Annotated in this window: 12 protein-coding genes and 2 riboswitches; of the genes, 5 read left to right on the plus strand and 7 right to left on the minus strand. The window is 36.5% G+C overall.

The window, feature by feature from the left end:
• Window positions 1-26: 26 nt before the first annotated feature.
• Entirely contained in the window at window positions 27-704 is a 678-nt protein-coding gene (locus OWO01_RS11300; RefSeq protein WP_268780573.1) for an LrgB family protein, read from the minus strand.
• A complete protein-coding gene (locus OWO01_RS11305) occupies window positions 701-1,060 on the minus strand; it encodes a CidA/LrgA family protein (RefSeq protein WP_268780574.1) in 360 nt (119 codons plus the stop codon). Before OWO01_RS11305 ends, OWO01_RS11300 begins: the two co-directional genes overlap by 4 nt.
• Before the next feature lie 743 nt (window positions 1,061-1,803).
• Window positions 1,804-1,888: riboswitch (cyclic di-GMP riboswitch) on the minus strand.
• Window positions 1,889-2,360: 472 nt separating this feature from the next.
• Window positions 2,361-2,444: riboswitch (cyclic di-GMP riboswitch) on the minus strand.
• A gap of 662 nt (window positions 2,445-3,106) precedes the next feature.
• Here OWO01_RS11305 and OWO01_RS11310 point away from each other — a divergent pair.
• Window positions 3,107-3,463, plus strand: coding sequence for a hypothetical protein (locus OWO01_RS11310; RefSeq protein ID WP_268780575.1), 357 nt, complete (start codon window positions 3,107-3,109; stop codon window positions 3,461-3,463).
• A gap of 108 nt (window positions 3,464-3,571) precedes the next feature.
• On the opposite strand, the gene OWO01_RS11315 is transcribed toward OWO01_RS11310, so the two are convergent.
• Window positions 3,572-4,522 (minus strand): DUF2628 domain-containing protein, encoded by a 951-nt coding sequence (locus tag OWO01_RS11315; RefSeq protein WP_268780576.1) that lies wholly within the window; start codon window positions 4,520-4,522, stop codon window positions 3,572-3,574.
• A 322-nt stretch (window positions 4,523-4,844) separates the two neighbouring features.
• Here OWO01_RS11315 and OWO01_RS16020 point away from each other — a divergent pair, with 322 nt between their 5' ends.
• Window positions 4,845-8,288: a glycosyl hydrolase 53 family protein gene (locus tag OWO01_RS16020; protein WP_272506106.1), complete on the plus strand. Its 3,444-nt coding sequence runs from the start codon at window positions 4,845-4,847 to the stop codon at window positions 8,286-8,288.
• Between the two features lie 139 nt (window positions 8,289-8,427).
• Here OWO01_RS16020 and OWO01_RS11330 read toward each other — a convergent pair whose 3' ends face one another.
• Together OWO01_RS11330 and OWO01_RS11335 are read right to left on the minus strand one after the other, a co-directional pair.
• Window positions 8,428-8,913 carry a VanZ family protein gene (locus OWO01_RS11330; RefSeq protein ID WP_268780577.1) on the minus strand — a complete coding sequence of 162 codons (486 nt, stop codon included), beginning with the start codon at window positions 8,911-8,913 and terminating at the stop codon, window positions 8,428-8,430.
• 510 nt (window positions 8,914-9,423) lie between these two features.
• The gene (locus tag OWO01_RS11335) at window positions 9,424-9,570 is read right to left on the minus strand and encodes a hypothetical protein (protein WP_268780578.1); all 147 of its coding nucleotides are present in this window, start codon (window positions 9,568-9,570) and stop codon (window positions 9,424-9,426) included.
• A 223-nt stretch (window positions 9,571-9,793) separates the two neighbouring features.
• Here OWO01_RS11335 and OWO01_RS11340 point away from each other — a divergent pair, with 223 nt between their 5' ends.
• Window positions 9,794-9,967 carry a hypothetical protein gene (locus OWO01_RS11340; protein WP_268780579.1) on the plus strand — a complete coding sequence of 58 codons (174 nt, stop codon included), beginning with the start codon at window positions 9,794-9,796 and terminating at the stop codon, window positions 9,965-9,967.
• Between the two features lie 468 nt (window positions 9,968-10,435).
• Window positions 10,436-10,981, plus strand: coding sequence for a hypothetical protein (locus OWO01_RS11345; protein ID WP_268780580.1), 546 nt, complete (start codon window positions 10,436-10,438; stop codon window positions 10,979-10,981).
• Window positions 10,982-11,124: 143 nt separating this feature from the next.
• Here OWO01_RS11345 and kynB read toward each other — a convergent pair whose 3' ends face one another.
• Window positions 11,125-11,784 carry an arylformamidase gene (kynB, locus tag OWO01_RS11350; RefSeq protein WP_268780581.1) on the minus strand — a complete coding sequence of 220 codons (660 nt, stop codon included), beginning with the start codon at window positions 11,782-11,784 and terminating at the stop codon, window positions 11,125-11,127.
• A 181-nt stretch (window positions 11,785-11,965) separates the two neighbouring features.
• On the opposite strand from kynB, the gene OWO01_RS11355 reads away from it, so the two are divergent.
• Window positions 11,966-13,354 carry an MATE family efflux transporter gene (locus OWO01_RS11355; protein WP_268780582.1) on the plus strand — a complete coding sequence of 463 codons (1,389 nt, stop codon included), beginning with the start codon at window positions 11,966-11,968 and terminating at the stop codon, window positions 13,352-13,354.
• 246 nt (window positions 13,355-13,600) lie between these two features.
• Here the strand turns inward: OWO01_RS11355 and OWO01_RS11360 are convergent, their stop codons facing one another.
• Window positions 13,601-14,275: a hypothetical protein gene (locus OWO01_RS11360; RefSeq protein ID WP_268780583.1), complete on the minus strand. Its 675-nt coding sequence runs from the start codon at window positions 14,273-14,275 to the stop codon at window positions 13,601-13,603.
• Between the last annotated feature and the right edge of the window lie 415 nt (window positions 14,276-14,690).

Here is a 14,690-nt window from a genome sequence, read left to right on the forward strand (position 1 = left end):
AGCAAATTAGCTGTTACGATTATCCATCACAAGAAAAGAGGAATAAATACCCTTCCTAAAATAATGGTAATTACACCAGCTAAAACCATCGCTAAAGTAGAGAATGTGGTGGCTTCTTCACCATATTGAAGAGCTTTATTCGTCCCAACAGCATGGGCACTCATACCAAGTGCTAGACCTTTTGCCATCTGAGACTTAATCGCAAAAAGTTTAAACACACTAGGAGCAATCAACGAACCGCAAATGCCAGTAATAATGACAAATACAATCGTTAGTGCCGGTACTCCACCTGTATCTTCAGAAACCTCCATAGCGAGTGGTGTTGTGATAGAGCGTGGTAACATACTAATTAAAAAATGCTCTTCTAATTGAAATACAAGGGCTAATCCATAAGAACTAACAATCGCAACAATCGAACCTATCAATACGGTGATTACTATTTTTCCAACATATTTTTTCAAAATGGACAAATGCTTATACACTGGTACTGCAAAAGCAATTACCGCAGGTCCTAGTAAGTGCGTTAATAAAGTAGCCCCTGCTAAATAATCATCTGCTGGAATGTTCAACAAGGTGATTGTTAAAATAATCAACGCCGGTGTAAACAAAAGCGGATGAAATAATGGAAAAGAAACTTTCGTCGTGATGAATTTGGCTAAACGGTATAATCCATACGTTAAAATTGTTACGAAAAAGATATTCATACAGGATCCGCTCCTTTGAATCGCTCCACAATCCAGGCAGTTGATCCCATCACGATAAAAGTCCCAAGACCAATAACCAAGATCGCATTAATTCCTTGCCAACTAGCAATTTCCTCGTAGTTCACAATTCCCACAGCTGATGGGATAAAGAACAATAATAACTCGGCCATCAGCCAGTTCGCTCCTTTTTCCACCCATTCTAATTTGACCACTCCAAAGCATAACGCGAAAAATAATAAAAAAAGACCGATAATAGTCGTAGGTAATGGAATTGAAAAGATGTACCTCAACCCCATGGCTAGAAATAAAAAAACATGAATAAAAACTACTTGTAAAAAAACAGTAAAAATTTTCATCGGTTACACTCCAACTTTGCTTATCGTTAATATGTTCAATAAGAGTTAAGTAATTCAAAGCATAGTGAAGATTCAATCATTGGGACGGTTTGATACCTGTTATATTAGTTAGATATTAACTAGGAATACACTGCCACTAAAAAGTCCAATTGTTGAAATACAATCTTTACGTAAGATAGCGGAAAAAACTTGTTCAGAGGAGTTCTAATATACTAGTCGACTGAAAAATTCACTAAACCTTTTACACAACTTCTTTATACATTGTCACTTGTTGGTATTATATCAATACATCAGAAAAATTAAAAATTAAAATCGAACGGAAAGATGGTTATTTACAAAAAAAAGCCGTTATCCTTTAGATAGACAACGACTTTTGTTATACGGTGGAGATTTTTCCACTAATTGTTAGACTTAAAGGAAAGGCGCTTGAAACCTTCGAAGTGTTAGGACCCGTTACGTCCGATTACACAACTTTTTTGTTGTTTTAAAGTGGGAGTATTACGGACGGTTGCTCCGAAAAAAATAATAAAACATTATATCACTTAATTATAAGCCTTTATAACCAAGGGATATAATGCTATTTAAAAGTATTACTAACGATGGTTTGGACGGTGATTGCACCGAACACAGACTTGATCACTGATTGTATACTTATGCACGCCTCTAATTCTACATTTAATAATCTTTTTGAAAAATTCTTTCATCACTAAGTAGCCTCCCAAAAATAGTTTCTAAATTATATTTTCGGTAACTGGGCTACCTTAGCTATTTGAGCTTTAGGTCCTAGCTTTGCGTCCTTACCTTTCGATAAGTTTGCCTTTTTCAAAACATTTTATCTTTATTATAATTTATAGTCTTTTCTACCTATTTGCAATACTTTCGACAAATACGCTTATATTTTTTAAAACAAGCATATCTTACAAGAAACCTAGTTAATATCTAAAAACCGATTCAACTAAAGCTTCTCTACTAATTCTTTTGTTTCAGGTAATTTAGATCTATTTCAATTAACCCCATCTATTGATAGTAAAAATCATCATCAATGTAACCGTTATTGCATGGAAGGATGATGAAAGAACGGTTGTTTTTAGCCAAAGGAACTTTATTTAATGAGGCGTTATTTTTTTTTCAACGGCTTAGTTTCTTGGTACTGTCTATCTCGGTGGGGATTGTAATTACATCGAACACAAACATGTTCACTGACACTATACTTATGTATTCCTCGAATTCGGCATTTAATAATCCGTTTAAAGAATTCTCGCATCGCTAAATTACCTCCCTAAAATGGTTTACTATTATTTTTGGTAACTTGGCTGCCATAGCTTTTCAGCGTTAGGTCCTAGCTTTGCGTCCTTACCTTTCGATAAGTTTGCCTTTATCTAATTTGTACTATAACAATTATTATAGTTATTATGACCCAGTAAACAATACCTTCGACAAACGTTCTAAAATACTTACGTTATCTTGCACGAAAAATTAAAACCGACATATTTTGTGAAAAATATCCTTTATATGAAGACATACAAGCAAAAGAAGTTTAAGAGGTTTTAAAGAAAGGAATAGGATTATTATTGAAAATCAATCGCTAATGATTTCCAAATTACTATCCCACCTTGTGTACTTGAGCAGATCCGTTATTATTAATTAGTTTCAGTCTTAGAAATGGTGATTCTAGATTATTTGTTAGTATTTTTAATATTCATTCAAATATTATCTTAAGGAGCTGTTCCTATGCATTACTTTTTTTTGGAAGAAACAATATATAACGTAGCAATAATTATTGTGTTTATACTTTTAGTTGGGTTAAATAGTCTTTTTCTTACTCGAGTGAAAAACGTAAAAGTAAAAGCTTTACAAACCTCTAAAAGCAGATTTATCCCGGAGCAACCGTCCGTAAGACTCCCACTTCAAAACAACGAGAATATCAAGTTGTTTAAGTGGGAGTAACGGACGCTAGCACCCCGAATGGTTCAACTAACAATCAGTGGGGGAATACCTAAAAACCCCCACTGATTGAAGTTTCACTTTATTTCAATAGGTATCACAGTGATAGTTATTGGAATAATGATTTGGCTATCCATGAACTATGAAATTATAGGATCTATCATCATTATAGGCGTTTTAATTATAGCTACTCGATTGATATCACCTTTAGCTGTTGGTTTAACGGATTCTGGAATCCAATATGAGTTAATTGGTACATCTGGAGGATCCGGTTTATTTTCAAATTTAACAAGAATGGTTCAATTTGTTCCTTACAAGAATATAAAGAAAATTAATTTAGAAGAAAAAGACATTCTCAAACTAAAATTCACTCACTCTGTTCATTCTATAACCATTGAGTTTTCAAGCGAGGTGAAAGATGAGGTTAAATCTATACTCAAAAAAAATAATGTTTTGTAGATATTTTTTTAATAAAGTATTTCTACAATAGAAAACACCACTTACTGGCTTTAGCATGCTCCTTATCGAAAAGAATGCAAAGCGATTCGCAGTGGTGTTTCGTATATTTTATCGAATGGAAAAAGACCCTTCGCTAAGTAGTTCTCCTCCCCTATATGCCCGAACTATATAATTCCCTCGATCTATTGTAGAATAATAGAGTGGGTCATAGAACTCATTGTAAAATCCATTCCAAGTTGGATCAACATATTCTTCATACTGAGCTAACACTTCTTCATAATTTCCATAATCTCTTAAAACAACAATCTCAACCGTAGACCTTCCAATTGATTCTCCAAAATCAACTTCATAGTAAATTGCTTGGTCTTGGTGAAAACTATCTTGGATTCCATTAACACCAAACATCCCTTCACTTGTTCCAAAAACAATGACATTGGTTCCAAATGCATTGAAAATAAGGAGAAAAGAAATAAAATAAGCAATTAATCCACCTACTGCAACAAAAACACCCTTACTACTTGTTCCCCCTACATACTTTAATTCACTGCCGTCTGCATAAGTGAATTTATTCTTTTCCACTTGTTTTTTTGCATGTCGATAGTACAATGCATTACCAAACATCCCGACTAGCAGATACAATACAAACGATACTATGTAATTAATCGAACTAACTTCGTGTGTATTTCCTATCAATACATCAAACAAATCTAGTAGCAAAAACAAACCAAACCAGATGAAAATATGTCGGTACATCTTTCGATAGCCGAGCCAAAACGGACCAAGAAAAAAAGCAGCCCAATTCCAGCTGACCGAAGAAGATGGATCATTCACACCAGCCCATTTCCTTTGATAGTACTCTTTGTTTTTCCCTACAAAATTTGCAAAGTGTTCTTCCTCTGCCGGCTCACTTTGTTCTGTCTCTAACAGTTCATTTTGGTGATCTAGCTTATCAATCGTTTTTTCTTCCTGGATGCTATGTTGGGCCTGTATCTCTGTCCCACAAGCATGACAGAATTTTGATTCAACATTTACTTTCTCTCCACAATTTACACAATACATTCCATCACTCTTTCTAATCTTTTTATCTACTGTCATTTAATCATATAAGAAATCTAAGGGTCTGGGTAGATTTATTGTTTTCCTATACTTTTAAACATCTTCATTTAGATTTTTGAAAGTAATGAGGAATATCTTGATATATAAACACAAATGTAAACGCTTTATAATTATAGTTGTACTTAATTAAATTAATTTATATATAGGGAGGGAAAATTATTCTTTCTAACTTCTACTTGGTACTCTAAACGCAGTACGCATGGTGAGCACACAAGACTTAGTTAGGCAAGCAGCATCTAACAAAAAATGTAGAAAGGTTGAGATTATGAAAAAAAGAAAAAAATATTTTAGTTTATTGCTTGTGTTTGCAATTGTTTTTAGTACGATTAACGTTCATAGTATTACGGGATTAGCTGCCTCTTCCCAAGAAAACCTTTTAACAAACGGAGGGTTTGAGTCTGATTTTTGGGAAGATAACTCATGGGCGGTAACTACCACAGATTGGGAGCTTGTAGAAATAAATCATTTCGCCTACTCAGATGATGAATGGATAACGCCTCAAGAAGGAAATCACGCATTTAGCTATTGGATTTCAGACGAATCAAGTGAAAATCAATCTTTTACTTTATCACAAACACTTGAAACACTACCAGCTGGAAATTATCAATTAACCTCTCACTCTATGGGAGGAGCAGCTGATGAGGCAGGAAGTGTCGAACTATTTGCAGGCTCACATGCAACTGAGGCTGTTGCTACAACAGATTATAATAACTGGGAAGAATTGACGTTAGAATTTGAAATAACAGAAGATGAAGCAGAATTCGAAGTTGGTGCCACAGTTTCAGGTAATCCGGATGCTTATGGTTACCTAGACAGTTTCAGTTTAGTATTACTAGATGGACCAACCAATGAAGTTCCAGAACCAGTTCAATCAGAAATTTTTGTTGAACGAGTAGATGGACTTTCTGAAGATTTCATAAAAGGTGTCGACATTTCTAGTATTATCGCACTAGAAAACAGTGGTGTTACTTTTTACAATGAAGCAGGAGAAGAACAGGATATTTTCACCACTTTTTCCGAAGCTGGTGCGAATTACGTACGTGTTCGTATTTGGAATGACCCTTATGACTCACAAGGAAGAAGCTATGGTGGAGGAAATAATGATCTAGAAACAGCGATTGAAATCGGGAAAAGGGCTGCAGAGAATGATATGAAACTTCTAGTTAACTTTCATTATTCAGATTTCTGGGCAGACCCTAGTAAACAACAAGCTCCAAAAGCTTGGGAAGATTTAAATTTTGAAGACAAACAAGATGCACTATACGATTTTACGAAAGACAGCTTGCAACAAATGATCGATGAAGATATTGACATTGGCATGGTGCAAGTAGGAAATGAAACAAATAATGGGATGGCTGGTGAAAGTGGTTTTGCAAGAATGAGCCCGTTATTTAATGCCGGTAGTCGTGCAGTACGAGACATTGATGAGGATATTTTAGTTGCGCTTCATTTTACAAATCCAGAACGAGGAACATATGCAAGTTATGCGAGTAGTTTGGATCAATACAATGTGGACTACGATGTATTTGCTAGTTCATACTATCCTTTCTGGCATGGTACGTTAGAAAATTTAACAGAGCAATTGGAATATATTGCAGACACGTATGACAAACAAGTGATGGTTGCAGAAGTTTCCTACGCTTACACCGATGAAGATGGTGACGGACATGGAAATACGGCACCAGGAGACGGTCAAACATTAGAATATCCGATCTCTCCTCAAGGGCAAGCTCATGCAATTCGTGATGTTTTTCAAGCAGTTGCCGATGTTGGCGAAGCTGGTATTGGCGTATTTTATTGGGAACCGGCATGGATTCCAGTTGGAAATCCTGATGATATTGATTTCGAACATAACCAAGAGCTTTGGGAAACCTATGGATCAGGCTGGGCATCTAGCTACTCGGCTGAATATGATCCAGATGATGCGGGTGAATGGTATGGTGGAAGTGCAGTAGATAATCAAGCATTGTTTGATTTTCACGGTCATCCTCTTCCATCGATCAATGTATTTAACTATGTAGATACAGGATCAGTTGCTCCATTACAAGTTGAGGTAGTGAATAATGTATCAGTAAATTTTAATTTGGGTGAAGAAATCATTTTACCAGAAACGGTAACGGCTGTTTACAATGACAACAGTCGAGAAGAATTACCTGTGACATGGGATCATGAAGCAGTTCAACAGGCAGTAGAAAGCGGAGTTGGTGTATATACGATTAATGGAGATGTTGAAGGTGGCTATTCAGTAACAGCCGAACTAACCATTAATGAAGAAAATTTTGTAGTAAATCCGGGATTTGAAGCTAGTGACACGAGCATGTGGGAAGTTGTTTATCGAAGTGACAATGAATCGTCCGTTTCCCTACCAAGTACGAACGACCCACATTCTGGATCTTATTCTGCACACTTTTGGTCTGAAGAAGCTATCGATTTTAAATTAGAGCAAACAATCACAGATCTAGAACCAGGGTACTATCATTTATCTATGTTTATCCAAGGTGGAGATGCTGGGGGATCACCTGAAATGTACCTTTATGCTGAGACCGCTGATGAACAGTATCGAGAAGACACTTCGGTAAGTGGTTGGAATAATTGGAGCAATCCGGAGCTAGATTCAATTTTAGTAACCGATGGAACGCTCACAATCGGTGCAAGTATTACGGCTGCAGCCGGTGCGTGGGGATCATTAGACGATTTCTATTTATATCAAGTAGCTGACTATGAAGCCCCTCCTGTTGAAGGTCCAGAAGAACCAGAGGAACCGGAAGAACCGGAAGAAACAATAATAAGTGATCTATCGGACTTTGATGTTGTGGACAATGTATACAGAATTGATAACACAACCAGCATCACCTTGTTAAAGAAGGAAGTTATCGATCAATTACTCGATAATACCTCAATTGCACTGAATAAAGGTCAGGTTACCGCAACAATTCCTGTTCATTTATTAAAATCTAGGGATGATGTTATTTTTACATTTGGAGATGTCTCCGATGACATTCGTCTAATGCACCCGAATGTCTTAAGTGAGCTTTATAACTTTACTTTAAATTCTAACGATGAAGCGATTCCTTTGGATCAACCTGTAAGATTAACGTTTCATATTAACCCATCTGAAGTTTCAGATTGGGAGAATTTAAAAGTTGTTTATATTAATGACAATGGTGTTATCGAAGAACAGATAACTCCTGAATATGATAAAAACACTGGTGAAGTAGTAGCTGAAGTCTCACATTTTAGTATTTATGGTGTAGTAGAAGTAGAAATCATTGACACTACGGAACTGGAGACTTTAATTAAAACAGCAAAAGATTTTGTAAGAGAAGATTATACAGAAGAGTCTTATGCAACATTGCAAAATGCGATTAATGAAGCAGAAGCAGCACTTTCAACGGTCGAATCTGAAGAAGAATTGATTGCCATACTAGCCGCATTACAAGCTGCGATCGATGGACTTGAGGCACTGGAAGAAGAGCCTGATGTTGCTGATGAGGATACGATTGAAGAAACCGATGATATAGAAGAAGAATCGGACGAAGCTGCAGGCCAAGCTCCAGAAGTGGAAACTGAATCTAGCGATAAGACTGCTGATGAGGAATTACCTGATACAGCGACTAACCAGTTCAATTGGATTATCCTAGGTAGCATTCTACTTCTTGCAGGTTTTAGTGCGTTTCTCATTCATAAAAAGCGACAACTATTAGCATAGCATTTATTTTTTAAAAAACGTAAAAGATTGTAAACGAAACCCTTTTGTTGAATACCTTGTTCAGCGAAAGGGTTTTTATATTGACCAATTTCAATCATAATCAATAATTGGTTAGAGTCTTCCCGTCTGCAAACACACGTTACCTTAGGTAGACATTTGGAAATCTTATGGATGGTTGCATCGGGAGAAACACCCATAGATTTCTCAATTTTTCTTGAATAGGTTCTTCAACGGTTACGAATGTTCGCTCATTATAATAAAGCAATCCTAAGAAAAGAGGAATAGTAACAAAGCTATATAAGACAAGCAATTTTATTATGGTATGGTGTCTGTTTTTCACTAGATAAGAAGAAAACAGTAAAATTGCTATTCCTACTGAGACACCAAGCATATTCGCTACTGCATCCAAAAATTCAGCACTACGATTAGACAGGTTATACTGTCGAAATTCATCCAATGTACCAATAGTCACCAATATAAACCAGAGATAACTCAACCTTTGATTCAATCTACAACGATTGGATAAACACACAATGAACATACCTAAAAATAAAGTTAGTACTAGAAAACTGAAAAAATGCATCAATTTATCTATTCCAAAAATAATCTCGTAATCTAAATTCATCTTCCATCCCTCCTGTTCAAAGTTTTGCCACGATTGTTAATCGTTAGACCTTGAAAAATGAGATGAAATGGATCATTGATTGGTTTCCTGTGTTCTCCAATGATCATTATTTCGAAAGCAGCTATTGGGTTACTAGTGTCTATTAGTCGCATTTAAGCACCGTTAAATTTCTTTGCTGTATCGAAGAGATAGTCTTATGAACGTAAAGTTGCTGAGGCATCAAGGTTTAATTCTGCAGAGAGTCTTAAAGAATTGAGGCTACGATATAGGGAAACTTCAATCAGTGGGTTTTTAAGATATTCCCCACTGATTGTTAGCCCTAAAGGATGACCCCATGGACAATTCGGGATGCTAGCGTCCGTTACTCCCGCTTAAACAACTTGATATTCTCGTTGTTTTGAAGTGGGAATCTTACGGACGGTTGCTCCGGGATAAAAGTGCAAAAATAAAATCCCAGCTACCATTCTTTAGTTGGCTGGGATTATTAGTGTGCCACAAACAAATCAGTAGCTATTTTGCAATCAAGTGCTCATTCTTCTTTGTTATTTTAGGTAATTCTCCTTTTAAAAAAGTTAAAATTTCCGTTAAACTAGCTCCTGAATTACCTTTTTGATGTGCATCGATTAATATTTTTTTCAATTGATCTGAATCCGTCATTTAGCCTGTCTCCTTCTTCAAAATCACCATATTAATATACTATATCTTTGAAAAAAAATACAGTTTACTAGATAATTTCTTACCAGAATCGTTCGACATAATTCGGGCGGTGACAGGCACCTGTCGTTTAGTTGTGGTATAATTTGTTGGTGGAGAAGTTTGACATACAACACAATAGAAAAATACTTTAATCATAAAAATCTGCAGAGGAGATAATAATTACATGTCTGATGAAAAGAAAATGAGCATGCAAGAAAAAATTAAGCAACAATTAGAAAAGAAAAAACAAGCACAAGCGAATGGTAACAACAAAATGACTAGTCATAACAACAATCATCAAATGAGAAGTCAACAAACAAAAAAAGCAGCGAGTACACGTAGAAAGATGGGCGGATAAAATGAAACTTCAATCAGTGGGGAGTTTTTAGGTATTCCCCACTGACTGTTAGTCCCAAACGATGAGCTTTAGATTCTTGAACTATTCTAGATAAAATGCAAGTTACATACTCCCACTTAACAATTCTAATTTGCAGGTTGTTTTGAATTGGATTTTTACGGATGGTTAATCGAGAAAAAATCCAATCCGATTCATAATAATACAAAAAAATCAAACCGTAGGCAGAGTAATTCTTCGCCTACGGTTTTTTATATCTCACAGCAACTTTGAATTTCTTAATCCCTTTTGTATACGAGTTACGGATGAATATAACTTAAGAATGAAAAATATACTTAACCACTGTAACTTTAATTTTCTCTTCAGTATAAAAAAATCGACAAAAATCGGGCGGTGACAGGCACGTATGAATTTTAAGTTATTTGGTTAGATTATGTACTAAGTATATTTTTATGTTTGGGGGAGTTATTTATGAAAAAACTAGTGGCATTTTTATTCTTTATTTTCATAGGGCTTATCTTAGTTACCGGTACCTGGATGTACTACAGACTAAGTCTTATCAACGCTGAAACTAAGGATGCAAGCGTTCAAGAAGAACGAGATACAGAATATTTTGTTTCTGTACCTCGGTTGAAAGAATCATATAAAAAAAATGAGCGACAATCTAACAATACGAATGTTGAACAGGTGGACGTTATCAACCAGACAGAGGACTCCCCTTCTCCAACTATCAATCCAGTTGACGAGGAAAGTGCCAGTCTACCATTAGAAAATATTTTACAGAGTTATCGCGAAGAATTTTCCAATCTTGAATCTAAAGTTACTGAAAAAATAGAGGACATAATCTCCATCGCGCTAACTGAGTATGAAGATAAGAAAGCGGATGGAGAACAAGTATCACAACTGTACTTTTTCCAGGAATACAGTTCGATAGCAACAGATTTAGAAAAGAATCCCTATGGATCCTTTAAAAAAATGTATCAAGCACTCTTAAATGAACTTCAAGCGAACAACTAGGATGAAAACTAGCAGCAGCGTTTAAAGATCAATACGAAACAGAAATAGATCAACGAAAGAATGAGATTCTAAACAGAGCGCTCGAGTTATAATTTTACCCACTAGGAGCAAATCATAACTGGAACCATCTTCTCTATTCTGTCTTAATGTCCATCTTTTGTAATGGACACCGGTATGCTTTTTAGCACTGCTCGTACAGGGCTACCATCGCCTCCTTGAATCGCTAATGGTAAGGCAATAAGTTGATAAAAGCCCGCTTCAACATGATTTAACACAAGATTCTCTAAAATATACACACCATTTTCATATAAGGCGTGGTGTGCTGTCATCGCCTTACTATCTACAGGATCCACAGACGGGCAGTCTGTCCCAATCAAATGAACTCCTTTTTCTTTAAGAAATGGTCCAATATCTTCTCGTAATACAGGATAATTCTCCGGAAAACATTTACTATTAGGACGATCAAAGGAGTGTAGCAGAATTCGACTTACTCCATCCAAATCAAACCTTTCTAATTCCTGTCGACCGATCTTCTTATGACCTCTCACATCGACAACCAAAGCTTTTCCAATTAACAAAGATGGATCGATTTCGTCAATTGTTTCACCTGCATTGTCATAATGAAAAGGAGCATCCAGATGTGTTCCTACATGCACGCCTGTAGTCAACTCACCAATATTAGCTGATCCGGTTTGGTCTTTAGTTAATCGAACTTGATAAGAAAACGGCGTATCCCCGGGCCAAGGTTCTAAATCATTTGTAAGTCTCATGGTAACATCGATCCACTGATTTTTCTTCCACATGATAATTCCCCTGCTTTCTCTAATTGATTCTATATTATGACCGAGTATAACTTTTCTTCCCAGTAAAAACAAGCTCCCTGCCATTCGACATAATTCGGGCGGTGACAGGCACCAAAAAAGCGCTTGCAAAATTAGTGTAAAGGGATTATAACTAAGGGTAAGAAAAAATTTGGAGGGGTATATGCAACGTATAGATATTAGTAGTTCCGCCAGTGCAAAAAAACAGTTATTTTTCATTACTTGGCCGATTTTAATTGAGGTATCTTTACAAACCATGATGCGTTTTTCGGACGTATTCATGTTGAGCTTTGTTTCTGATGACGCCGTAGCCGCAATTGGAGTCGTCAATCAGATCATGATGTTTACTTTCGTCTTGTTTAACTTTACCGCGATGGGCTCTGGAATAGTCGTCGCTCAGTTTGTCGGCGCGAAACAGCATGATAAAGTTCGTAAAACGATCGCTCATGCAATTACGATCAATTTGCTTTTCGGACTCCTGATCAGTCTCATTGTTGTTTCGTTTCGTCATCAATTTCTAAATCTATTTAACTTAGAAGCTTCTTTATATCAGTATGCGGATATTTATATGCTTATCGTGGCAAGTACACTTTTCTCACAAGCCATTGTGTTAACCATATCTTCCATTCTTCAAGCAATGGGGCATACAAAAGATGTAATGTCCATCGTTCTTGTCATGAATATCTTTAATATTTTGGGAAATTATTTATTTATTTTTGGTACATTCGGTGTTCCTGCCTTAGGTGTGACAGGCGTAGCTATTGCGACAGCCGTTTGTCGAGTATCAGCAATGATTGTAATATTCATCATTCTTTCTAAGCGTCTACCTGTTAAAATCAAACGCAAGCATTTTCTTAAGCTGGAAAAAGAATATGTCGCTAAGATTATGAATATTGGCGTGCCAGCAGCTGGGGAGCAACTATCTTATAACATTAGTCAAATTTTTCTCACTGTATTAATTACGTACATGGGGGCAACAGCATTAGCAACACGTGTTTACGCACAAAATATTATGGCGTTAATGACCGTGTTCTCTATGTCTGTATCAAAAGGAATGCAAATCTACATTGGGCAACTTGTCGGTGCTGGAAAGCAAGAAAGAGCTTATCATGATATGTTTATCGGGGTGAAGTATGCATTATTGGTCGCTTTGTCAATCGGATCAGTTTTAGCGATTTTCGGTCAACAAGTATTCGGTGTTTTTTCTAACGATCCCGATATTATTGCCCTTGGTGCCATCATTCTAGTGGTGGGCTTGCTTCTTGAGCCTGGTCGAACTTCCAATCTTGTGATTATTAGTGCGCTACGTGCTTCTGGTGACGCACGCTTCCCTGTATTCATGGGAATGGTCTCCATGTGGGGGATTTGTTTGCCAATCGCCTATGTATTAGGTATTACATTTGAACTTGGTTTAGTCGGTGTTTGGATTGCGATGCTTACGGATGAATGGATCCGCGCCATAATAATGACGCTCCGTTGGCGCAGTAAAAAATGGATGAGTAAATCCCTTGTCAAAGATACAAAAGAAGCACCTATAGTCGCAAAAGCATAAAGTGTAACTTCAATCAGTGGGAGTTTTTAGGTATTCCCATACTGATTGTTAGCCCTAAAAGATGACCTAAAGGCCCTTGAAGCCTTCGAGGTGCTAGCGTCCGTTACTTCCACGTAAACTACTTGGTATTCTCCTTGTTTTGAAGTGGGAGTCTTACGGACGGTTGCTCCGGAATAAAAATAAAAAAGCGTGAATCAAGCAACCCTGATTGAGTTGTTGATTCACGCTCTTTTGCTTAGCTCTGATTTAGTCAATTGATTTAGCAATAAGTTTATGCCATTCTTTACACTGGTTTTTTGCTTGTAGATACGTTTCAGAAGTCCGTTTAACAGGTAGCGATCTTCCCTGAAAATCTAGCCTTTCGGTTGATAAAAACGAAATCACATGGACTGGGTTTTCTTTGTCCTCAACGACAAGCATTAACTCTAAACGGGTGATCTTATTTTTCTTTTCGTTTCTTTCCTGCTCTACTTGACTTAAGATACTTTGATCATTGTTTAAGTGATCCGTTAAAGTTGTTTTCGATTTTTTACTATTTGTTGCTTTTGCAACAATTTTTCCATCTTCTTTAACAACAGACGCAATAATATCTTGTACCGGATAAATTCTACGCTTACTCAAGTCTTCCGTTACAATGGCGATTTTTTTATTTTTCCCATCGAAGAAAAGAGCAGATTCGATTTGAGGACTTACATATTCTTTTAGGATAGTGAAATCTTTCAATTGTGTTTTCAATGATTCTACTCGTTGCAAATTAAATTGTATTTTGTTTCTTTGATCTCTTTTCATCTTAAAACGAAAAATGACCATTACTGCTAGTACCAAGATTGAGAACGAAAATGCAGACATCCACGATATGGTAACAAGGTAATAAAAAATCACACCAATCAATAGAATGGATAAACAGCCTAGACAACCCATATTATTTCATACTCCCTTTCTCTCTTACTATCTTACCTTCTTTTTTAAGAAAATTCCATGCCTTTCTTGGATCGCTTCCTGCAGGGGATTCGGGGGATTCCATTGAGCGAACCGCCCTATATTTTGATTTTTCCCATAAGGAAAATACTTCGATACTCGTAAGAAAAAAGCAAACGTTAACCCCAATCGAATGACAGGTACACATAACTATTGCTATAATTAAATTCAGACAGCAGCTGCATACATAAAGTGAAACTTCAATCAGTGGGGGTTTTTAGGTATTCCCCCACTGATTGTTAGTTGAAGCATTCGGGGTGCTAGCTTCCGTTACTCACACTTAAACAACTTGATATTCTCCTGATTTTGAAGTGGGAGTCTTACGGATAGTTGCTCCGGGATAAACATCAACGATTTA

It is taken from the genome of Natronobacillus azotifigens (genome assembly GCF_026805325.1).
GTDB classification, from domain to species: domain Bacteria; phylum Bacillota; class Bacilli; order Bacillales; family Amphibacillaceae; genus Natronobacillus; species Natronobacillus azotifigens.